The 22244-nt window shown below is 47.1% G+C and carries 18 protein-coding genes; 8 read left to right on the forward strand and 10 right to left on the reverse strand.

The annotated features are described in order from the left end of the window. Positions 1–12 precede the first annotated feature (12 nt). The 5 genes from QP775_RS16465 to QP775_RS16485 all read right to left on the reverse strand — a co-directional run bounded on the left by QP775_RS16465 (position 13) and on the right by QP775_RS16485 (position 6394). Positions 13–1017 carry an ABC transporter substrate-binding protein gene (locus tag QP775_RS16465; RefSeq protein WP_483312024.1) on the reverse strand — a complete coding sequence of 335 codons (1005 nt, stop codon included), beginning with the start codon at positions 1015–1017 and terminating at the stop codon, positions 13–15. 227 nt (positions 1018–1244) lie between these two features. Next, a complete protein-coding gene (locus tag QP775_RS16470) occupies positions 1245–2132 on the reverse strand; it encodes a Cof-type HAD-IIB family hydrolase (RefSeq protein WP_285107639.1) in 888 nt (295 codons plus the stop codon). A gap of 8 nt (positions 2133–2140) precedes the next feature. Then, complete coding sequence (locus QP775_RS16475) at positions 2141–2902, reverse strand: MBL fold metallo-hydrolase (protein WP_285107641.1); 762 nt, start codon at positions 2900–2902, stop codon at positions 2141–2143. A 328-nt stretch (positions 2903–3230) separates the two neighbouring features. Continuing rightward, positions 3231–5213, reverse strand: coding sequence for an LTA synthase family protein (locus QP775_RS16480; protein WP_285107643.1), 1983 nt, complete (start codon positions 5211–5213; stop codon positions 3231–3233). 26 nt (positions 5214–5239) lie between these two features. After that, the gene (locus QP775_RS16485; RefSeq protein ID WP_239326541.1) at positions 5240–6394 is read right to left on the reverse strand and encodes a THUMP domain-containing class I SAM-dependent RNA methyltransferase; all 1155 of its coding nucleotides are present in this window, start codon (positions 6392–6394) and stop codon (positions 5240–5242) included. A gap of 113 nt (positions 6395–6507) precedes the next feature. On the opposite strand from QP775_RS16485, the gene QP775_RS16490 reads away from it, so the two are divergent. From QP775_RS16490 to QP775_RS16500, 3 genes are all read left to right on the forward strand, one after another. Further along, a complete protein-coding gene (locus QP775_RS16490; protein WP_239326543.1) occupies positions 6508–7143 on the forward strand; it encodes an O-methyltransferase in 636 nt (211 codons plus the stop codon). A gap of 137 nt (positions 7144–7280) precedes the next feature. After that, complete coding sequence (locus QP775_RS16495; RefSeq protein WP_239326545.1) at positions 7281–8621, forward strand: sodium-dependent transporter; 1341 nt, start codon at positions 7281–7283, stop codon at positions 8619–8621. Between the two features lie 52 nt (positions 8622–8673). After that, positions 8674–10026: a sodium-dependent transporter gene (locus QP775_RS16500; protein WP_239326547.1), complete on the forward strand. Its 1353-nt coding sequence runs from the start codon at positions 8674–8676 to the stop codon at positions 10024–10026. Between the two features lie 95 nt (positions 10027–10121). Here QP775_RS16500 and QP775_RS16505 read toward each other — a convergent pair whose 3' ends face one another. The 4 genes from QP775_RS16505 to QP775_RS16520 form a co-directional block, all read right to left on the reverse strand. Beyond that, a complete protein-coding gene (locus QP775_RS16505) occupies positions 10122–11333 on the reverse strand; it encodes an MFS transporter (RefSeq protein ID WP_239326549.1) in 1212 nt (403 codons plus the stop codon). Positions 11334–11454: 121 nt separating this feature from the next. Beyond that, positions 11455–12525 (reverse strand): Ger(x)C family spore germination protein, encoded by a 1071-nt coding sequence (locus QP775_RS16510; protein ID WP_285107649.1) that lies wholly within the window; start codon positions 12523–12525, stop codon positions 11455–11457. After that, a complete protein-coding gene (locus QP775_RS16515; protein WP_285107651.1) occupies positions 12522–13652 on the reverse strand; it encodes a GerAB/ArcD/ProY family transporter in 1131 nt (376 codons plus the stop codon). Before QP775_RS16515 ends, QP775_RS16510 begins: the two co-directional genes overlap by 4 nt. Next, entirely contained in the window at positions 13649–15067 is a 1419-nt protein-coding gene (locus QP775_RS16520; protein WP_239327715.1) for a spore germination protein, read from the reverse strand. The genes QP775_RS16515 and QP775_RS16520 overlap by 4 nt, the downstream gene beginning before the upstream one ends. Positions 15068–15397: 330 nt before the next feature. On the opposite strand from QP775_RS16520, the gene hemE reads away from it, so the two are divergent. The 5 genes from hemE (at position 15398) to QP775_RS16545 (ending at position 21482) form a co-directional block, all read left to right on the forward strand. Continuing rightward, a complete protein-coding gene (gene hemE / locus QP775_RS16525) occupies positions 15398–16447 on the forward strand; it encodes a uroporphyrinogen decarboxylase (RefSeq protein WP_239326555.1) in 1050 nt (349 codons plus the stop codon). Between the two features lie 13 nt (positions 16448–16460). Next, on the forward strand, positions 16461–17405 hold the full coding sequence (gene hemH / locus QP775_RS16530) for a ferrochelatase (RefSeq protein ID WP_239326557.1): 945 nt from the start codon (positions 16461–16463) through the stop codon (positions 17403–17405). 43 nt (positions 17406–17448) lie between these two features. Beyond that, positions 17449–18948, forward strand: a complete 1500-nt coding sequence (gene hemG / locus QP775_RS16535; RefSeq protein WP_285107655.1) for a protoporphyrinogen oxidase — start codon at positions 17449–17451, stop codon at positions 18946–18948. Positions 18949–19116: 168 nt separating this feature from the next. After that, the gene (gene moaA / locus QP775_RS16540) at positions 19117–20118 is read left to right on the forward strand and encodes a GTP 3',8-cyclase MoaA (RefSeq protein WP_285107658.1); all 1002 of its coding nucleotides are present in this window, start codon (positions 19117–19119) and stop codon (positions 20116–20118) included. Positions 20119–20189: 71 nt separating this feature from the next. Next, complete coding sequence (locus QP775_RS16545; protein WP_285107660.1) at positions 20190–21482, forward strand: molybdopterin molybdotransferase MoeA; 1293 nt, start codon at positions 20190–20192, stop codon at positions 21480–21482. A gap of 81 nt (positions 21483–21563) precedes the next feature. Here QP775_RS16545 and QP775_RS16550 read toward each other — a convergent pair whose 3' ends face one another. Next, positions 21564–22238 (reverse strand): glycosyltransferase family 2 protein, encoded by a 675-nt coding sequence (locus QP775_RS16550; protein WP_285107662.1) that lies wholly within the window; start codon positions 22236–22238, stop codon positions 21564–21566. Positions 22239–22244: the final 6 nt, after the last annotated feature.

The raw sequence follows: 22244 nt of genomic DNA on the forward strand, positions 1-22244 counted from the left end.
ACGCTCCGTCTGTTATTGTCCAAACACCTCAGTGAATTGTTTCTTATCCGCGTCACGGGCCTCAGTCAGTGTGGATATATCCGAAGATAACACGTTGAACTCGCCCAGCCCTTTTAATCCTGCTGGAGCAGCAACACCATCACGAATCGGTGTGTACCCGATTTCGGCAGATACCTTTTGACCGTCCTCAGACAGGACAAAATCGACGAATGCTTTAGCCGCTGTGTCGTTTGTTGTATTTTTTAGAATGCCAATCGGCTCCGTAATAACGGGTACGCCTTCTGTTGGATACACCAACTCCACGGGGGAACCTTTTGCTTTCTCACGGGCTACGAGGAAATCAACCACCATCCCGTAAGATTTTTCTCCACTGGATACTGCGTTCAGTACGGCACCGTTACCTTTAACTACTGTTGTGCTGTTGGACTTTAAGCCTTTAAAGTAGTCCCAACCGAAGCCATCCGTGCGGCTTAATACGCCTACGTTATATGCAGCGGCTCCTGAGTAGAGCGGGTTAGGCATAATAGCGGCATCCTTGCTTTCGGGTGCTGTCAGTGCCTGCCAGGAGGTTGGTATAGTTTTCACCTTTTGTGTATTTACAGCGAGTACCGTTGCCATAACTTTTGTACCCGCGTACATCCCGTCTTTATCCACAAGGTTGTCGGGGATTTTAGACAATTCAGGTGATTTATACGTTAACAGCAGATCCTGCTTCTTCAGTCCTTCGAAAGTGACCGCATCAGCTAGCAAAAGCACATCAGCTTGGACTTTGCCTGCCTGCTGCTCCGCCTGTATTTTGGCCGTTACTTCCTCGGTTCCAGAACGAAAGCTTTCGACCGTGACATCTGGATATTTTTGATTAAATGCGGCTATCAGCTTGGTCACATCCGCCTCTGGCTGGGATGTATAGAAAGATAGCTTTCCTGATACGGAGGAAGAGGCCTCAGACTTGGAGGTTGACTGTTGTGCACCCGTGCTGCAGCCGCTGAAGATCAATAAAGCCGTTAAACTTAACATAACAAGTCCTTTTTTTAACAAGATGATTCTCTCCCTACGTTAATTTATGGATAGTATTTGTGTATAAGAGATACAATTCTGAAATTTCCTATTAAATATAAAGAGCATTTGTCAATAGACGCTTAACAGGGAAGATTAGCTTTGTAAATACGGACAATCATGATAAGTGGATAGTATACGAGACACGAGAAAGATATACGATAGTGATATATGGGATGTAATCCCGATTAGGCATGCTGACAGGACAGAAAGTATCTGTTTACTGCCTTGGCAACACCGTCTTCCTCGTTGCTGGCCGTGATCGCGTTGGCAGCTTGTTTGGCCAGCTCGCTGCCATTTGCCATAGCAATTCCGAGTCCTGCCCACTGGAGCATATCGATATCATTGTCGTAGTCACCGATTGCTACAGCTGCAGAAGGTGCAAGGCCGAGCGTATGACTCACCACTTCTAAGGCCGACCTTTTGCTCACCCCAGCGGCATTAATATCGAAGCGCCTTTGACCGGTTCTTGTCAGCGCGAACTCCTGCTGTGCCCCAAGCTCTTTGTATAATTCGTCTAGCAGCTGCGTGTCATCGCTGATCATAGTCGCCTTATACAATGGAACATCATTCGCTTGGACAAAGTTAAGCAGGCTTCCAACAGCCTTTACCTGAATCCTATCGGCTTGCTCCTGATAATGTTCATAAGCGAGCGGTTTCCGAGGATCGATGACGACATTAGCTAATGGCCAACTCGCATTCATCGCATTTATTTCCCGGACAAAAAGTTCCTGATAGCCATAGAAATGTACATATGTGCTTGTCTGCTCCGCCAATTCGGCAATGCGCCGGGCGGCAGCGGGTACAATCGGATACCCGTGTTTAAGTTCACCTGTGTTTGCATCCAGGATAACAGCACCGTTAAATGCAACCAATGGACAAGTCATGCCGATGTGCTGTCCATGAAGCCAGACCGAAGCAGGAAAACGCCCTGAAGCGATCGTTACATTCACCCCCTTTCTGATGAGGCTTTGCAAAGTTTGTTGAACGAAGGGGGTGATGACTTTGTTTCGATTTAATAGTGTGCCATCCATGTCCAGTGCAAGTAATTGATACATCGCTTTTCTCCGTTTCACATGTGATGTCAAATCGTGTAGCTGCTTATACCATCCGGTAGCAAGACCGGCCCTCGGTAAACGGCACTTGCCGTTTGCCTCATATGCAACAGGTTGCCATCACTCGGCAAATGCACAAGCACAAGCTTCTTAACGCCTGCTCTTTCGGCAATCGTGGCTGCTTCCGCTGCATTCATATGGCCTTGTCCCGTTGTATGTGAGCTGCCTTCGCACACGGTGGCTTCACAGAGCAAAATATCTGCATCCTTCGCCAGCTTCACCAGCGATTCACAATAGGCAGTGTCTCCAGAGTAGACGAGTACCTTGCCTTTATAGGTAATCTTGACCGCAAAACAAGTAATCGTGTGCTCCACGGGAGCGAATTCGATGTCCGCGCCTGCCAGGCGAATTTTTAATGCTGAATCAATCTGTGTAACTTCGGTATGCGGCCCAGACAGTGTTCCGAATATGTCTGCTGGTTGTTCAGGAGCGAACAGCCGCAATTTGTGCTGCATTCGATTGTTTCGAATAGCACCTAAGGCGGCGTATTGCAGCACGCCGATATCTGCCATATGATCATGGTGCACATGAGACAATATGACGCCAGATAGCTGTTCCACTGTCGCATGATGCGACAAACGGCTCATTACTCCACTGCCACAGTCCAGCAGAATATGCCCTTCTTCCGTTGTAACCAAGTAGCCAGACGTTGCACCACCGGCCAAGGGATACCCTCCCCAGTACCCCAGAATCGATACTTTCATGTCTTCACCTCGATGATCTTGCTTCAATCGCTTAACATTTGTTCACATCATATACATTTGTAATAAATATAGGTCTTGGGGGTAAGAGGGTCAAGTTAAGTTCGTGTAAATGGATGCTGCCTACAATGCGTTTACAGTCCGCTTACATTATGCTTACATGATGCGCTTGCCTGTTCAATTGCAGCGCTTAGACATCGTCAATGGAAAGGGGATATGATGTCGATATCACAAGCAAATGGACGAGGATGGAGCGGAATATAAAAAAAGTGGTTGAGCGTCTGCTCAACCACGGAAAAGCTATCGATATGCTGCTGTGCTGCTGTGAAATGACGTTGAACTACCTGTAGTTAACGTGTTACGGTTTGGCTGCCTTGCTGCGTCCAATATAATCCTGTGTAATCACAATATCGGACACGGTGAGACGCTTCATCGCCTCGTCATGGAGAGGCTTGCACGGAGCGACGTCTCCTGGCTCGCCCGTTGCATAGTTGTAGCAGGTGCCATTCTCAAATATGCCGTCCGCCGAAGGTACATAGTATATCGTTCCGTTTGTATAGGAGCCGTTGCGCAGCACTATTAAGTGTTCGCCAGCAGCTTGAATATGACTGCCCATATAATGCTTATCTGCAGGCGTAATACCCAGCCAGTGCATAACAGTAGGCGAGAGATCAAGCTGACCCGTTACAGTATCATACGTTCCGGCCTCTGCTCCTCCAGGCAAGTGTACGATCAGTGGCACCTGATTTTTCATTTCAAGCATTTGGAAGTCGCTTACAGGATGGCCAAGCAGCTTCTCAAGCGGCTCACGATCAGGGATAGAATTGTCATGGTCTCCATAGAACATCAAAATACTGTTGTCCCACAGTCCATTTTTCTTTAGATCGGAAATGAACTCGCCCATAGCTGCATCTACATAATGAACAGCTTCTAGGTAGTCGCCAAATATTGTATCCTTGTAAGGTGCTACATCGAGCTTCTGGACGCTTGTCGGCAGCTTATATGGATGGTGGCTCGTTAACGTGATCATAAAGCTGTAGAAAGGCTGTTTCTCCTTAGCCATCCGTTCTACCGATTGGCGGAAGAACGACTTGTCCCCAACGGACCAGCCGAGCGGCTCGTCAACGGTATAGTCTTTGCGGCTCATAAAGAAGTCATAGCCCAAATTATTATACACAATGTATCGATTCCAGAATCCAGCGTCATAAGCATGATAAGCGCCTGTTGTATAGCCGTTTTCCTTCAGAATGTGCGGCATCGCATCATACGTATGATTAGGATAACGAATAAATACGGAGCCTGTCGGCAGCGGATGCAAGCTGGTTTGAACGCCAAAATCTGCGTCAGATGTACGTCCTTGTCCCGTCTGATGGAAGAAACGGTTAAAGTACATACTTTCCTTCAGCAGTGCATTTAAGTTCGGTGTTAACTCTTGTCCATTAAAGCTCTTGCCAATGACAAAATTTTCAAAGGCTTCAGCCTGCACGATAATGATATTTTTGCCCTTGTATTTGCCAAAAGTGGAGGCAGGTCCACTAAGCATTGGCTCATGCTCTTTAAACCACTGTCCGACAAGCGCTTCATCTTCCGGACTGATTGAATTGGAAGAGAACCAATTTTCACGTGCATAGCGATAGATATCATAACCATGGAAGCCGTATAATCCTGTGATGTTATAGAGTGATGCATTCCACCAGTTGCCGGAAAATACACCTTTAGCCCAGGTCGTCGTGGCATGCTGTATGGGTACAAATAATAATACGGCTCCCAAGATCAGACTAAGCACGCCGTTTAACAGGCGAACCCACCCGCGACGAGGACCTCTATTGTAGTTAGAGGTGGAAGATAGCGCCTGCCTGCGCGCTTGTTTCAGGGCACGTGTCTGCCAGATTACTAGCGGAATGAAGATCAACCAGTCAAGGAACAGTTTATAGTCTTTCCAAGAAATAAGGGACACGATACTATCTCCCAAAGCACTGACCTGAAAAGCCTGCATGAGCACAGGAACTGTAATAAAATCCTGAAAATAACGGAAATAGACGAGATCCGAGAACAGAAGGATCGTCAGCAGTATATTCAGAATGAGCAAAGTCAAGGGACGCCAATGCTTGGGCAGCCACCATGTCCAACCGCCGATGACAAACAGCGCGCCTAGCGTTACGCTAAAATCGCTTAAATCAAACGCCATATTGGGAATGCTTAACGTCTTGTTCAGCCAGTAGCATTTCCAGCACATAACAGCCAAAAAAAGAACAAAGGTGAACCCGTTTACGGTCAGCAGCTTCGACCATTTCCGTCCTGATTCAGATGAATGAATAGGGCTGCTCGGTATCGATTGCATCTTACTATCCTTTCTGCAGCGTCACATTAAGCTTCTTCATGATGCCGGCGTGGTGGTAATGGTCCAAAATATTGATAAAATTGACATTCGATATTCCCGTTGAACAGCTTGCGCCGCTTGTCCGCAGGACGACCAAAATAATGCTCAAATTGACGACTTGGCGTAATAACAAACATCGACCAGGTAGGCAACGTTTTCATCATAAAGCCCATCTGACGGTTCAAACGTTCGACTTCTTCTTTCTCAAGCAGTCGTTCTCCATAAGGAGGGTTGGTAATCATAACACCGTACTCGCCCATAGGCCTTGCTTTGGCGAGCGGTGCAACCTTAAATTCAATTTCTTGTCCAAAGCCTGCGCTCTTGGCCGCCGCTTGAGCCAGCTCAATCGCTTCCGGATCGATGTCTGAGCCATACAGCTGCAGCTCAATATCGTCCTTGACGGCGTCAAAGGCTTCATCTCGGGCTTGCTCCCAATCTTCCTCCGGAATACATGACCATGCTTCGGAAGGGAAGGAGCGGCGCAAGCCAGGCGCAACGTTCCAGCCAATCATGGCGGCTTCGATCAGCAATGTGCCTGAACCGCAGCACGGATCATAAAGCGGCCGAGACGGGTTCCAGCGTGATAACAAGACAAGAGCTGCTGCCATCGTTTCTTTGAGCGGAGCTTTGCCGATCAGCTTGCGATAACCGCGCTTATGCAAGCTTGGGCCTGTTGTATCAAGCACCAGTGTCGCAATATCATTATGGAGGATGACTTCGATCCGGTAATAAGCGCCCGTTTCTTCAAACCATTCCGTATGGTAATGTTCTTTCAGCTGTTCTACAATCGCCTTCTTTACGATTCCTTGGCAAGCAGGCACACTTGACAGCTGCGACTTAAGTGAGCGTCCCTCTACAGGAAACTCTCCGTCTGCTGGAATCCATTCATGCCAATTTACTGCTTTAGTACCTTGAAATAAATCTTCAAACGTATGGGCGGGGAATTCAGCCATCTTGACCAAGATGCGGTCTGCTGTGCGCAGCCACAGATTGGTGCGGCATATATCGATTGGACCGCCTTTAAAATTTACTTTTCCGTTCTCGACTTGAACGTCCTCGTAGCCTAGATCGCGCAATTCACGTGCGGCGATAGCTTCCAGACCCATGGGGGTCGTTGCAATAAGAGACCAAGGTTGATTCATCCCTGATGTTCACTCCGTTCTCATTCAGCGTTGCTTTTGCATTTGTTAATAAGATGTTAACTTGTGTTCACATGGGAACCATCATATCATAATTGAGGGAGGTTGTGAAAAAAATGACCATGCATAACGTAGAGACATATTTAGATGGATTATATGCTGAAGATGCCGAATTAACTCGAATTCAGCGTTCCATTGAACACAATGGGATGCCTGCGATATCAGTAGCCGAAAGTTACGGAAGATTGCTGACCATGCTGGCGAAGATGTCTGGGGCAGAGCACGCGCTTGAGATTGGCGCGCTGGGTGGTTACAGCGGATTGTGTATACTGCGAGGCATAGCAGCGTCAGGCAAGCTTGTCTCGTTAGAGCTGCGGGAAGAATATGCGGCACTCGCACAGCAGAACTTAACGGCTGCGGGAGTTGGCGAACGCGTGGAATATCGCATCGGCGAAGCTATACATGCGTTGGAAGCGCTGGAAGCAGAAGGACGCAAGTTTGACTTCTTCTTTATTGATGCGGATAAAGAAAATTATCCGAATTATTTGGAGTGCGCTATTCGACTGGCAAGACCCGGAGCTATTATTGCAGCAGACAATCTGATGCTGCGTGGTCGTACGCTGAACTTGGACAAGCAAGGACCCTCTGTACTGGCAATGCGCCATTTTAATGAACGAATGGCTCAAGATGAGCGTCTGATGAGTACGATGCTGCCAGCTTATGACGGTCTTGCGATTGCAATCGTACGTTAATAACGCAACATTACTAAACATGAAGCAATGTAAACATTTCTCATCTCCCGTTTTTGACGCTTGTGTTATAATGGGACATATTTTTGAGGCAAGAGCTTAGACTAGTAGAGCATAGCTTAGACGGAGGCAGAGACAGCATGAAAAATGAGCAATGGACTTCGAAGATTGGATTTATATTAGCGTCAGCAGGATCTGCTATCGGGCTGGGGGCAATTTGGAAATTTCCAAATGTCGTAGCAACGAGCGGAGGCGGCGCTTTTTTTCTTGTGTTTCTATTATTTACGTTAGGCATCGGCCTTCCGCTGCTGCTTGCGGAGTTTGTTATCGGTCGCAGTACAGGCAAAGAAGCAGTTTCTGCCTATAAGGACTTGGCGCCAAAGAGTCGTTGGCACTGGATTGGTTACTTAGGTATGGCAACGTGTTCGATCTTGTTATCCTTTTACAGTGTAGTAGGCGGCTGGATTGTCCTTTATTTTATCAAAGCACTGACAGGTCAACTACTGCATCATGGCGAGGATTACGGTGTTCTGTTCCAAACGACGACCAGCGATCCGTATATGGCTGTGCTATCTCAGGCAGGTTTTATGCTGCTTACGATTCTAATCGTTGCCAGAGGTGTAAAGGGTGGCATCGAGAAGGCGAGTCGTATTATGATGCCAGGGCTATTCATTATATTTGTCATTCTCATGATCAGATCCCTAACGCTGCCAGGGATGGGAGCAGGTCTTACTTATTTTCTGAAGCCTGACTTTAGCCGGATGACCTCGGAAGCGGTGCTGTATGCGTTGGGGCAATCTTTCTTCTGCTTAAGCGTAGGGGGTTCCTGCATGGTAACGTATAGCTCCTACTTAGGAAAAAAGGACCCATTGGGCAAACCGGCGCTGACAGTCGTAGGGCTAAATTTGATGACGTCCTTAATGGCCGGCATCGCGATTTTTCCAGCGTTGTTTGCTTTAGGTATGAAGCCCGCGGACGGACCGGGGCTGTTGTTTATTACGCTGCCTGCAATGTTCGAGAAGCTGCCGTATGGCACGCTGTTTATCGCAATCTTTCTAGCGTTGTTCCTGTTTGCAACGCTAACCTCAGCGTTTTCGCTGCTTGAGATTGTAGTGGCTGCGTTTGCACATGGCGAACCGAAGCGTCGGCGCAACATGTGCTGGCTGTTCGGGACCATTATTTTCTTGCTCGGCGTGCCTTCTGCTTTGTCATTTGGCATGGAAGAACTATCCTTCATGGGCAAGACCGTATTCGAATGGGCGGACTTTGCCGTTACCAATGTGATGCTGCCCCTTGGGGTACTGTTAATCTCTGTCTTTGTCGGATATCGCTATCCGAAGGAGCGTCTGCAGACAGAGTGGTCAAGCATAGCTCCGGCATGGCGCACAGGCTTGCGTGTATATTTGTTTATGCTGCGGTTTGTGCTGCCAATTATCGTATTAATTGTGTTTCTGAACGGGATGAAGTGGCTGCCTTTGTAATAGATGCGTAACCATCAGGGGAGCTATGGCAGCATGAATGGAGGAAGTTGTCTTGGAAACGAAGGAGCAATGGACGTCGAAACTGGGCTTTATACTGGCGTCCGCCGGGTCAGCAATCGGACTTGGCGCAATATGGAAATTCCCAAATACAGTGGCAACAAGCGGGGGCGGGGCTTTCTTCCTGCTCTTTATACTGTTTACATTGTTGATAGGGATGCCGCTCTTGATAGCGGAATTTGTAATTGGACGCAGTACAGGGAAAGAAGCGATCTCTGCTTATCGGAAGCTTGCACCCGGAACCAAGTGGCATTGGGTAGGCTATTTAGGCATGGGAACCTGCTTTTTGCTGTTATCCTATTACAGCGTAGTTGGCGGCTGGATCTTGTTGTATTTTGTACGAAGTATATTTGGCAGTTTGCTGCATGCGGGCAATTCGTACAGCCAGCTGTTTGCGGACACAGTATCTGATCCGTGGCTGGCTGTACTGGCCCAATTTGGCTTTATGCTTATTACGATTCTTGTGGTTGGACAAGGGGTTAAGAAGGGGATTGAGCGTGCAAGCCGTCTATTAATGCCTGGTTTGTTCATCCTGTTTTTGGTGCTTATTGTTAGATCCTTGACATTGCCCGGCATGGAAGCAGGAATTCGTTATTTCCTCATGCCTGACTTTGAACATATGACGGGCAAGGCGATTCTGAATGCGCTAGGGCAATCGTTCTTCTGCTTGAGTGTAGGGGTATCCGTAATGGTGACCTACAGTTCCTATTTGAACAAGAAAGAGTCACTTACACGTTCTGCCGTTTCGGTGGTCGGATTAAACGTGCTTACTTCCTTTATGGCGGGTCTGGCAATCTTTCCTGCGCTGTTCTCGCTGGGGATGAAGCCAGCGGAAGGGCCTGGTTTGCTGTTTGTTACGCTGCCGGCTGTGTTTGAGCAAATGATGGGTGGTTCGATCTTTATCGCGATCTTCCTTGCCTTGTTTTTATTTGCTACATTCACTTCGGCATTCTCAATGCTCGAAATTTTGGTTGCGGCATATGCAAAGCCCCAAGTACACAATCGTAAAAGACTAAGTTGGATATTCGGCTGTATCATTTTTGTTGTTGGGGTTCCATTTGCACTTTCGTTTGGCGTATTAGGAGATGTAACGTTGTTTGGCAAGTCTTTATTTGATGCGGCAGACTATCTGGTTACGAATGTATTAATGCCAATTGGAGTTCTATTGATTGCCTTGTTTGTCGGTTACCGTTTTCCAAAAGATAGATTAGTCGAAGAGATGAAGACAGAACCTTTGTGGTGGCGCAAGAGCTTAGCTGCCTATGTGTTTATGCTTCGTTATGTGATTCCGGTTATTATTATTATCGTCTTCTTAAATGTGCTGGGTCTGCTCCCGTTAGGCTCCTAAATATTGCAATACAGCAAAAAGGCTGGCGCTTAGGCGCCAGCCTTTTTGCGTGATGCTTCGTGTGACCTGTACATGATGGATAACGAACGCTTAGTTTACGGACGAACGGAAGATCGCGAACGGCTGTATAGAGAATAACGCACCCAGATTACATTCAGGAATAAAAAGATGCCGGACATAATAAACAGTCCTTCGATGCCAATAAAACCGGATAATGCTCCGCCAACGATTGGGCCAATCGCATTGCCGAGTGCCAACGTACTGCTGTTAAAGCTGTAGGCGCGACTCTCCATGCCATCAGGCGTGTACTTGCGAATTAACGAATTGACGGAAGGCATTAATCCACCCATAAACATGCCCAGTAAGAAACGAATGACAAGAAGCTGCCATACGGTACTGACAAAGGCCTGCGGAATTAGGGTGCATGCCGCACCTATTAAAGAAAACATCAGGATACGATGAGATCCAACCTTGTCGCTTAGTCGGCCGAGGAGCGGTGAGGCAATCATATTAGACAGGCCTGTAACCGCGCTGACGAGTCCCGCCAGAAAAGCGAGATTCTCACGTGATCCGTGCAAATCCTGAACGTAGAGCGGCAAGAGCGACATCGGGCTCAGCATGGCAAACTGGAGCAAAAATGTTACCGCAAACAATGCAGTAAGCTGCGGAATTCGGCTAAGCTGCTTAAATCCTTCGACTACTGATATTTGCGGCTTGGCCATTGCTTCTTCCTTATTGAACTGCTCCTTTACCATCAACAGCGCTAACATCGAACCGATAAATAGAAGCGTGCCTGTGATGTAGAAGATGGGGCGATATCCCACCCAGTCGGCCAACAAGCCACCAATAAGCGGACCAAGTATGGTACCTGCGACAGCACCGGATTGCAAGACACCCATCGCAAACCCCATTTGCTTCTTGGGGGTTGTAGAAGAAACGAGCGCCACGGCAGCAGGATTAAAGCCCGAAATGGTACCGTTCAGCATGCGCAGCAGCAACAGATGAAGGGGACTTGTCGCAAAGCCCATTAACACTGTAACCACAGCCATACCAAACCCAGAACGAAGCAGCATTACTTTCCGTCCGTACTTATCAGCAAATTTTCCCCAAATCGGCTGGAATATAAACGAGGTGACAAAGTTGCCCGCAAAGATAAGCCCAGACCAGACACCGATCTGGTGTTGATCTGTGAGACCGATATCTTGCTGCAAATAAAGCGCAAGAAAAGGAACAACCATCGTCATTCCTGCCATAACTAGAAAGTTGCCGAACCATAAGATGATTAGATTCAACTTCCATTGCTGCATAACGATTCACCGCTTTCTCAGGTCACCGTTCGTCCGATACCAACAACTGGATCCTATTATATCACACTTCGGACATATCGCTTTCGATAACTTCATTGGGAATAGGGAGTGAGTATTTTCATTAGATCTCATTTTCTTTGTAATAACGAACTATACATTTGATATCAGCGTTCTTAAAAAGCTTCGGCCATTTGGCCTCGTTCCATTCTGAATATCTCATCTTATTGCGTACATGCATACCTACACCGATTACATCAGCCTCCTTTTCCTGAACACTTTGAACAAATTGATTAAACTTCCGTTGAAGTGTTTCCTGAATCAGTGCCTCCGATATTTTGTCTTCTGGCGTTGTTTCACTCATAGGCGTTGTTAATGTACTGGTGATGTGAAGCCGAATAATGATCTTAGGGACAGGTGCAGTATGTACGACTTCTATAGAACGCCTTGATTTTGCGTTGTCCAAAATGATCGGTTCATTTCCAGGAAGCTGGTTCTCATTAATATAAAAAGCTCCTTTAATACTGTGATTTCGCAGCAAGAGCATATAATTCACTTCCTTTTCAGGTACGATCCCTATCATTTTGCCGCCCCTAAACAAGGACATCCCTCCAATGACCGCATCATTCTTCAGCTTTACGATACTGGTAATCGGTTCAATGCCAAGCTGCTGCTGATCTCGTACGAAGTTAAACACGGTGGATAAGGAGTAATCATTAATTTTTTGCAGCTTTTCCAGCAAAAGATACAGGTGAAAGTCTGTTAGGTCTTCCTTTTGCTGTAGAAAATCTTTGGCTTGTCCCTCATACACCAAAATTCGGCTCGTTAAAGGAAACTTAGGCTGAAATAATAAATTGCTGATCACTTTAATTACATCAGACTCAGCAATTTCTCTACTAATAATAATGTTTCGGACGTGACCCACGACTAAGGCAAACCGTGATTGCAGCGTAAAATGATTGTAAGCCTCTGTGAAATCATGCGCCTTGTAACCTTGATAGGTCGACTTGGCTTTACCTTCCGCAAGCGGTTCTGCATACATGATGCCAAAAAAATATTGATTCGGGTCATCGGTTTTGTCGATGGTGATGGTCTGAATATAGCCGTTCTGGTTAATGATACGTTTTGCCTGACAGGATACCGTTAACGATGCCAGGGCAACAAGCACCAGCATAGTCATAATTACACGTTTCATCCCGGATTTACCCCTTTCTGCTGGGAGGATGAATGGGGTTCGACCGGATGATCAGATGCATTAGCTTGAAGGGGCTTATATGGCAAGCACAGCAGCAAAACGATGTATATGATCAACAAGCTAAAGCCAGCCGCACCTTGTACCGTTGTGACGATCTCACGCTGTGCTTCATTAAGCGGTACATGACTTAGCAGCACCAATACGAAGCCAAATGCGACATAGTTATGCAGCTTATGGTCATTTTTTTGCATCTGCTTAAGCCCTTCATTCGCACCCCACAAATATAGGCTGCTGCTTAAGAGTGACGAGAATAGAAAGAAAATAAACAATAGATCGGTTAAATATTCTAATGTGGACAGCCTAGTAGCTCCGTATAGGCGCAGAACAACGTATCGTACGTTTACAAGATGGTAGTGAGAAAGCAAGCCTTGAGCGAGAATGCAATACATCGTGTAATAACAACCAACAAGGGTTAAGGCTCCGGTTGTATGACGAATCCATTTGGTATCAGGAGAGATATGTGGACTCATTATCAGCAGCATTTCAAAACCTAAAAAGGCGCTGATTACCTGTAATGCCCCTTTTATTGTCCATTCCCCGCCTTGTAGGAAGAAGGGTGTTAAGCGGGTTAAGGTAAAATCGTTAAATTGCAGCAGTTCCAGTGCAATAATCCAGATGGACAGCAGAAACAGAACGATCGACGTTTTAGACATCGTATACAACCCGTGATAGGAAATATACAAAATAACCACGATCATAATCGACCCTGTCATGGTGATATTAACGGTGACGTCATTGGTGAACTGCAGCATCTTTACATAGGTGAACACGATATCAAAGGCGATACAGATGTAAAGAATAATGGAAAAAGAAATAAGTGGGTGAGCGATCCATTTTGGAAAATGGTGCTGCAGTACTTGGAAGATAGATTGGCGCTTATGTTTGTGCAGGCCCACATACATCAGTCGCATAACGCCGATCATTAGCAGCGTATAACCAATCAACATGATCCAACTATTTGTTCCAAATTCTCTAGTTACGACAGACGGCAGTTGAAAGAACAGCACTCCGCGTACAACCATAAAGATGAGAGTGGCAACGGCGTATCCTTTTAGCTGCGGGTTCATGAGTCAGACTCTCCTTTAGGGGATGTAGATGAATCAGCTACAGTGTGCGGCAGCTTTTCTTTACTTAAAAATGCAAATTGAAATAGATTATCTAGCAGTACATATTCTTGTTTAAGTGTCCTTAGATGGCAGACATGTGTAACAAACAGGGCAATAAATAAAAAAATACCAAAGTAACCTAAATATCCAGCAAGAATAATGCTGACAAATCGCAGAATCCTCATGGACGTCTCCATCGTGTAATTGGGCACAATAAAGGAGGACAACGCGCTCGCTGCTACGGCTACAATTAGTACGTTACTGGCCAAACCAGCTTGTACGACGGCTTGACCGATTACAAGACCACCTACGATGCCTATCGTCTGAGCAATCTTTGTGGGAAGCCTGGCCCCTGCTTCACGCAGCAGCTCAATCACACCCTCCATCAACAGTGCCTCAACCATGGGTTCAAATGGAACACGCAGCCGCGATTCCACGATGGTTTGCAGAAGCGAAGGCGGGACAAGCTGATAATGATAGGTTGTAACGGCTACGTAGAAGGCGCTAAACACAAGCGATAGGGCAAAAGCAACAAACCGCAGTATACGGATAAATAAGCTGAAGTGCCATCGTTCATATGCATCGCCCGATACGGCAAAAAAGTCGGTTAAACGAGCAGGCGCTATAATAACGGTCGGACTTTCACTTGTAATAATAGCTACTTTTCCATGAATTAGATGATTGCTGACTACATCTGGTCGTTCTGTTCCAAGCCACTGCGGAAATATAGAATACGAATTGTCTTCAATCCGTTTTGCGATGACGTTGCCGTCAAGCGCCTGCTTTAATTTGAGCTTGGATAAACGTGTTATGGCTTCATCAACGACAGGAGGATGAGCGGTGCCTTCCAAATAGAGCAAGTATGCGATAACAGGCTGATATCGACCAACATCAAACTTATGAACTTTAAGGGAATGAGAACGAATACGTCTGCGAATAAGCGAGATGTTTGTAGTGGATTGCTCTACAAACGCGTCGTGCGGCCCAGTTATGATCGCCTCTCTATTGGACGATTCTATGGCACGAGAGTCAGGACTTCCTGCCGAGATGCGATATATTTTGCCGCAATATATTCCACCTAGCTCACCATCCAGCACGGCTTCCTCCAGTGTTTGGAGGATTTGCTCCGGCGTCTGGCCCTCTACTTCATTCCAGACGTGTATGAGACGCTGCAAACCCACAGTCGTAGATGCATCTTCAAAGAAACGTGATACCAGTTCGTGATATTGCGATTTGTCCAGCAGATGGTCAAAGTAATAAAGGGTCATCTGTTTATCAGCTATATCCTGTATTGTCAAATCAGCGCAGTCCTGAAATCGCTGGAGAAAAAGGGCGTTCCAGTCGATATCCTCTTCGATGGTCCCGTAAGTTGACATAGTCACAGCTTAGACACCTCCTTCATACCATGATTAGCCTTTAGGGTGTGCAAGAAAAAGGATTTTATGAGTTTCCTCTTTGAAACATACTCGTTCATTAAGGTGATGTGTGCTCGACTGCAAGTCAGACGAGACAGAAAGGTTATTTACAGCAGGACTATAATTAAGGTATATGGACATGATTCATCCGGTTCATTTCCGTACGAATGTCAACAGATTGTCATAGCTTCATAGAAGGGTGTAGTTGTGGCGAGATGAGAAACAGGGCATAATGGTAGCGGTAGGTTGTTCCAAAAAGTACATTATTCCATTCAAGGTGAGGATACGTAAATGACATATAATGATCGATTTATTCGTGCATGCCGCAAGGAGCAGGTAGACCGTCTTCCGGTATGGTATATGCGTCAAGCAGGCAGATATGATCCGGATTATCGCAAAATAAAAGAGAAGTACAGCCTGCTCGAAATATGCCAACAGCCCGAACTTGCTGCAGAAGTGACAATGATGCCTGTACGTAAGTTGGGTGTAGATGCAGCTATTTTGTACTCTGATATTATGAATCCGGTTGCTTCTATCGGCGTAGACTTTGATATTGTGGCGCAGGTAGGACCTGTTATACACGATCCGATCCGCACGAAAGCACAGATAGATCGTTTGCGTCCAGTTGATCCAGAAGGAGATCTGGGTCATATTCTGGAAACGATTCGTATTCTGGATCGTGAACTGGATGTTCCGCTTATTACGTTTGCAGGAGCACCGTTTACGATTGCAAGTTATTTAATCGAAGGAAAACCTTCCAAGTCGTACATCCGTACGAAGACGATGATGTATGAATCGCCGGAATTGTGGTTCTCCTTAATGGATAAGCTTGGGGACATGGTTATTGAATATGTGCGCGCCCAAGTCAAGCATGGAGCAAAGGCGTTCCAATTATTTGACAGCTGGGTTGGATCGTTGTCGCCACGTGATTTTTCTACCTATGTGCTGCCGACGATGGAGCGTATCTTTCATGCGGTGTCTGACCTTAACGTTCCCAAAATTTATTTCCCAGGTGTAAGTTCGGGAGAACTGCTGCCGTTACTGCATCAATTGCAAACGAATGTAATCGGCTTAGACTGGCGCGTATCAATAGAAGAGGGACGTCGCAGATTGGACCATAAGTTTGCTGTTCAGGGCAACTTAGATCCTTATTTATTAACAGGACCAATGTCTGTTATAGAACGAGAAGCTAAGCACATTATGGATCTTGGCATGAAAGAACCGGGCTTTATTTTTAACTTAGGGCATGGATTATTCCCAGAAGCTTCATTAGATAAATTAAAGCAGTTGACAGCGTTCGTTCACCGTTATTCTGAAGAACAGTTGTCCAAGCTGAAGTAAGGGGGCATGTAGGATGAGTAAACGCAAAGTTGGTGTGCTGGTCATGTCGTACGGCACACCGTCTGGAATGGATCAGATCGAGGCCTATTACACGCATATTAGACGCGGAAATCCGCCTTCTGCGGACCAATTGGAGGAGCTTAGCTCCCGCTATGAGGCAATTGTAGGCGGCGTATTCCCGTTGAGAGAGCACACAAATTTACAGGTTGCTGCTTTGCAAGCCGAGCTTGACCAGCGCACTTCTGCACAGGATGTACAGTATGTGTGCTATCAAGGGCTGAAGCATGCTGCACCGTTTATTGAAGACGGCATCGCGAGTATGGCGCAGGATGGAATACATGAGGCTATCGGTATTGTATTGGCGCCGCATTATTCCGTCATGAGTATTGGCGGATACTTAAAGCGCGCGAAGGAAGAAGCGGAGAAGCATGACATCGATTTCCGTGGAGTGGAAAGCTATCATTTGCATCCGAAGCTGGTGGAAGCTTTGGCGATCCGCGTCAAAGAGCAGCTGGAAGCGTATGAGCAAGAAGGCGTCAGCAGTGAAGACGTTCATGTATTATTTAGCGCACATAGTCTGCCAACTCGGATACTGGAGATGAATGATCCTTATCCAGCGCAGTTGCTCGAGACGTCCGAGGCGATTGCCGAGCAATGTTTTCTAGATGAAGACCAGTGGCGATTCACGTGGCAAAGTGCCGGTCAGACAGGAACGCCGTGGTTAGGTCCGGATATTTTGGACACGCTGCAAACCGTCAAAGCGGAAGGCAAGACACATGTATTGTCTGCTCCAATCGGCTTTGTATCCGACCATCTGGAAGTGTTATACGATCTGGACATTGAGACTACTCAGCGAGCACAGGAACTTGGTGTGGGCTTTAAGCGCACGCGTTCCTTGAACCATGATCCGTTATACATTCAGGTGCTGGCCGATTCCGTTATGCTTGCAGAGCAATAAGAACATAACGGTGGTCCAATCTTTTGAAGTGAAATGAATTCGAATGATGCAGAAAGAAGGGCTCATGATGAACGAGCGTCAAGACATCGTCGTGATTGGCGGGGGTCTGACAGGATTGTCCGCAGCCTATTACGCTTGGCAGAAGGCTCAGGCCGAAGGAACATCCATATCGATTACTATTATCGAAAAAGAAAAGTCATTAGGCGGCAAAATTAATACGCTGCGACGTGACAATTGCGTCATAGAGAAAGGGCCTGATTCATTTCTGGCGCGCAAGCTGCCGATGGTGGAGCTCGCTCAATCGCTTGGGCTTGAATCAGAGCTGGTAGCAACAAATCCACACGCCAAAAAGACCTATATTCTGTGTCGTGGCAAGCTTCATCCGATGCCGCCAGGGCTAGTTCTGGGCATCCCTACACAATTAAAGCCGTTTATGAAGACTGGATTAATTTCTGTATGGGGAAAAGCAAGAGCTCTGCTTGATCTGGTGAAGAAGCCTCGAGAATCAACAGAGGACGAGTCACTTGGCAGTTTTCTTGATCGTCGCTTGGGCCATGAAGTGACATCCCATGTGGCCGAGCCATTGCTTGCTGGCATTTACGCAGGCGATCTGAGTAAGCTAAGCTTGCAAGCTACGTTCCCACAGTTTGAGGAAGTAGAGCGCAAGCACGGCAGTCTGATTCGCGGCATGATGGCAAATCGGAAGCAAGGGCAGTCGCTGCCAGGTCTGCCTGATGTAGCAAAAGGAACGATGTTCTTGACATTTAAAAATGGTCTGGGCTCACTTGTTGATCGGCTGCGGGAACAGTTGAGTCCGCACGTAAACATCCGCAATGAGGCTGAGGTTGTTCAGCTTAATGTCTTGGAGGATGGGACATATGAGGTTCTGCTTTCGGACGATACGAGCATCGCGGCGCAGCAGGTCATTCTCACAACACCTGCCTTTGACACGGCTCCATTGCTGCGGCCTTATCTGGATGTGTCGATGTTAGATAATATCCATTATGTGTCTGTAGCTAACGTTGTCAGTGCATTTGACCGTGCGAAGCTGAAGAATAAGTGGGACGGAACAGGCTTTGTTATCGGACGAGAGGAGAAGCGGGCAATAACCGCTTGTACCTGGACGTCAATCAAATGGACACACACGAGTCCAGAAGACACGATGCTTATTCGCTGTTATGTAGGCAGAGCAGGCGATGAAGAGCGCGTTGACTGGCCTGATGAAGCATTAAAGCGAACCGTTAAGAATGAATTGAAGCAGCTGCTGGACATTGAGGTAGAGCCGAGATTTATGGAGATTACGCGGCTTCATCGTTCAATGCCGCAATATCCGGTCGGGCATGTGCAAAGTCTGGCTCAATTCCGCTCCCGACTTAAAGAGGAGCTGCCAGGTGTGCATATTGCGGGATTCGCATACGACGGCATTGGTATGCCCGATTGTATCCGTAGTGGGCGTACCGCAGGTGAGGCTGCTGTAGCACAGGTAAAGACACATACGGCAGAAGCTGAATCTGCGGTAATGTCAGAAGCAACGGCATTCTGACCCAAGCATGCGGAATCAATTTACAAGATAAGAGGATTGGCTATGGGGTGTTGGAACCATAGTCAATCCTCTTGTTTTTTATTGAGCAGTTTATTTGTTACAATGAGGAAAATAAGCAGGAAGCGTGTAATACGGGGGAAAGAACTAGATCAGTTAGGAGGGATTCATGTGGAGACTCGACTAGTGGATCGGTATGGCAGAGTTCACGATTATTTGCGCATTTCCGTGACAGACCGTTGCAATTTGCGCTGCTTGTATTGCATGCCGGCAGAGGGAATGGAATTTATGTCGCAGAATAAGCTGCTAACAGACGATGAGATAGAAGAAGTAGTACGAGCAGCAGCTAAGCTGGGTGTTCGCAAGATCCGTCTGACAGGCGGAGAGCCGACTGTCCGTCCCGGCTTGCCCCAATTGATCAAACGTATCGCGTCCATCCCAGGTATTATAGACGTTGCTTTAACGACCAACGGCCTGTTATTGGGAAATATGGCGGCGCATTTGCATGCAGCAGGTTTGCAGCGAGTTAATATCAGTATTGACTCCTTGCAGCCAGAGCGTTTCAAGCAGATGACGAGGGGCGGAGACTTGAGTAAAGTGCTTACGGCGATTGAGAAATGTGTCAGAATTGGCTTTTCTCCTATCAAACTGAACGTGGTGCTGGTACGTGGGTACAATGAGGATGAATTTGATGATTTCCTGCGGCTTACAGTTGATCAACCTCTTACTGTACGGTTTATTGAGTATATGCCAATCGGAGGTAGACAAGCAGACTGGAAGCAGAATTACCTTTCACTCGAAGAACGACTTTATGCAAGCGAATTAGGCAGATCAGCAGTACCGATCGCAAAACCGGAACATGGTGGGCCTGCGGAATATTATCGTCTGCCTAATGCTTTAGGCAGCTTTGGGCTCATTCACCCCGTTAGCGAGCATTTCTGTGATACGTGCAATCGATTGCGTTTAACCGCAGACGGGTTCTTGAAGCCTTGTCTGTACTGGTCCGACGAATTCCAAATCCGCCGATATATCGGAGATGAGCATGCATTAATGGATGCATTAATACGATCACTTGACGCTAAACCGTTGAATCATGAGATGGCACGTGAGTTGTCAGGGCAGCAACTGTCGCATGAGCCGACAACCCGTACGATGTCACAAATAGGCGGGTAAATGCCGGGAGCCATTGACAGGCAGCATCCGTGAAGGCATATTCAGGATAATCTATAAAGGAGGCAAACCTTATGGAACCATCGCAGACTGATTATCAAGCACGATTTCAGCGTAATCCCCTTACGATCTATGAAGCACAGCACGCGTTGATTCATCGAATCAATAGTGAATCTGTTGAAGTCATCCCATTGGAGCAGGCTTATATGCGGCGCACTGCACAGACAATCAGAGCTAACATGCCAGTTCCGCATTTCCAGCGCTCTATGATGGACGGTTTTGCTGTGAAGGCAGCGGACACCTGTAACGTTAAGCAAGACATGGCTGCTCAGTTGCAGGTCGTGGGCAGCATAGCGTGCGGAGACGTATGGAAGAGGCCGGTTGAGACAGGCGAAGCTGTACGCATTATGACGGGGGCCCAACTGCCTGAGGGGGCTGATGCGGTCATCAAGCTAGAGGCGACATCAGATTTGCAGCGGCGGACGACGGGGCAGTCCGTGGATGATAGGATCCTTGTCCATCAAGCCGTGAGCATAGGCGAGAACGTTAATGCTATCGGCACAGAAATGGTGGAAGGACAGCTTCTGATCGAGAAAGGCAGTCGATTGGAAGCTGGCGAGATGGCCTTGCTTGCGATGTTTGGTTATGAATATGTTCATGTGTACACCAAGCCGAGAGTAGCCATTATCTCTACCGGTCATGAGTTGTTGTCTATAAGCGCCGATATAGAGGCTGGAAAGATAAGGAACAGCAACAGTTATATGCTTTTGGCTCAAATTCAGGAAGCAGGCGGTACGCCATATTTGCTCCCGCATGTGGCAGACGATCTGCATCAGCTGACTCAATTGTTACAAGAAGCGCTTCAAGAATATGATGCGGTTATTACAACAGGCGGGGTTTCAGTAGGAGATCACGACATATTGTATGATTTCACGCAAAATTGGGATGGCGAGCTATTATTTAACAAGGTGAAAATGCGCCCAGGCAGTCCCTCAACGGTTGGGTTTCTCCATGGAAAGCCGCTATTTGCGTTATCAGGCAATCCGAGCGCCTGCTTTGTCGGATGTGAGATGTTTGTGAGGCCAGCGCTCTTACGGATGCAAGGTGTTTCTGAACCTTATCGGACTCCGCTGAGAGGTAAGCTGGAAGAATCTTATCATGTATCGGATACGTTTGTGCGGTTTGTAAGAGGAGTGATGCGGACGCAGGAGGACGGCGCAGTGGTTGTTCGTCCTGTCGGTGTTGATATGTCGAGTGCGACAATTTCTATTATGAAGGCCAATTGTTTGTTTGTGGTGCTGCCTTCACCGTCAGGACTTAAGAAAGGTGCAATTGTTGATATAGTCCCGCTTAGACTATTCAATTAACGTATAACTGCTGCATATATGCCTTTATACACAAGCCGGGAGCTCCTGATCGGAGCTCTCGGCTTAACGATCACATCGACTTTATTCCTCCCACTGGATGAGCGTCGGATACGCTGCCAATATCGATTCGTATTGAGCCTTAATCCCGAAGGTTCCCTCCGGATCCAGTTGACGATATCGTTCATACTTGTACAGCCTGTCAACAGGATTGGACCACCCGAAGTGCTGGATTCGTGCGGGGTGGCATGCATAGGGCAGCCGTTCAATCTCTATCGGGAATCTGCCGCAATGTTGATTGGTTTGCAGCCAAGTATATCGAATATGCGGCCGATAACGAACTAAGAAAGGCCGATAAATACGATGGGCTGTCCAATATGGATCTTCCCGAAAGTGATCAGCATCCCACATATCAAATAATCGGAAGTAGAACACATCTGCAAATTGTTGACGCAATAGAGCCTCAATCTCATGATTAAAGCTGAATTCAAACTGCTCATCTGCATCTAGATTAAGAATCCAGGACGGGCGTGTTGCAATCGTTGCTTCCCATTGCTGCTTGCGCAATTCGTGCTCCCGCTCGAATCGTGAGCTCTCATTATGTACAATACGATGCGGGATAGATTGCAAGAAGTACGCGCATATATTTATTGTCTGATCGGTGCTGCCATCATCAACGATGACAGCCTCGTCAATGTAGGGAAGATGCCGCTCCAGCATTTGAGGCAAATAACGGTCTGCTTCATTCTTTACGACCATGGACAA

The sequence above is a fragment of the Paenibacillus sp. UMB4589-SE434 genome (assembly GCF_030226685.1).
In the GTDB taxonomy this organism is placed as follows: domain Bacteria; phylum Bacillota; class Bacilli; order Paenibacillales; family Paenibacillaceae; genus Paenibacillus_B.

Excerpts from the sequence above, each read along its gene's own strand:
- QP775_RS16485 (WP_239326541.1), bottom strand. The coding sequence starts at position 6,394 with ATGAATCAACCTTGGTCTCTTATTGCAACGACCCCCATGGGTCTGGAA.
- QP775_RS16480 (WP_285107643.1), bottom strand. The coding sequence starts at position 5,213 with ATGCAATCGATACCGAGCAGCCCTATTCATTCATCTGAATCAGGACGG.
- QP775_RS16505 (WP_239326549.1), bottom strand. The coding sequence starts at position 11,333 with ATGCAGCAATGGAAGTTGAATCTAATCATCTTATGGTTCGGCAACTTT.
- QP775_RS16550 (WP_285107662.1), bottom strand. The coding sequence starts at position 22,238 with ATGGTCGTAAAGAATGAAGCAGACCGTTATTTGCCTCAAATGCTGGAG.
- hemH (WP_239326557.1), top strand. The coding sequence starts at position 16,461 with ATGAGTAAACGCAAAGTTGGTGTGCTGGTCATGTCGTACGGCACACCG.
- QP775_RS16465 (WP_483312024.1), bottom strand. The coding sequence starts at position 1,017 with ATGTTAAGTTTAACGGCTTTATTGATCTTCAGCGGCTGCAGCACGGGT.
- QP775_RS16490 (WP_239326543.1), top strand. The coding sequence starts at position 6,508 with ATGACCATGCATAACGTAGAGACATATTTAGATGGATTATATGCTGAA.
- QP775_RS16510 (WP_285107649.1), bottom strand. The coding sequence starts at position 12,525 with ATGAAACGTGTAATTATGACTATGCTGGTGCTTGTTGCCCTGGCATCG.
- QP775_RS16495 (WP_239326545.1), top strand. The coding sequence starts at position 7,281 with ATGAAAAATGAGCAATGGACTTCGAAGATTGGATTTATATTAGCGTCA.
- hemE (WP_239326555.1), top strand. The coding sequence starts at position 15,398 with ATGACATATAATGATCGATTTATTCGTGCATGCCGCAAGGAGCAGGTA.
- QP775_RS16545 (WP_285107660.1), top strand. The coding sequence starts at position 20,190 with ATGGAACCATCGCAGACTGATTATCAAGCACGATTTCAGCGTAATCCC.
- QP775_RS16515 (WP_285107651.1), bottom strand. The coding sequence starts at position 13,652 with ATGAACCCGCAGCTAAAAGGATACGCCGTTGCCACTCTCATCTTTATG.
- hemG (WP_285107655.1), top strand. The coding sequence starts at position 17,449 with ATGATGCAGAAAGAAGGGCTCATGATGAACGAGCGTCAAGACATCGTC.
- QP775_RS16520 (WP_239327715.1), bottom strand. The coding sequence starts at position 15,067 with ATGTCAACTTACGGGACCATCGAAGAGGATATCGACTGGAACGCCCTT.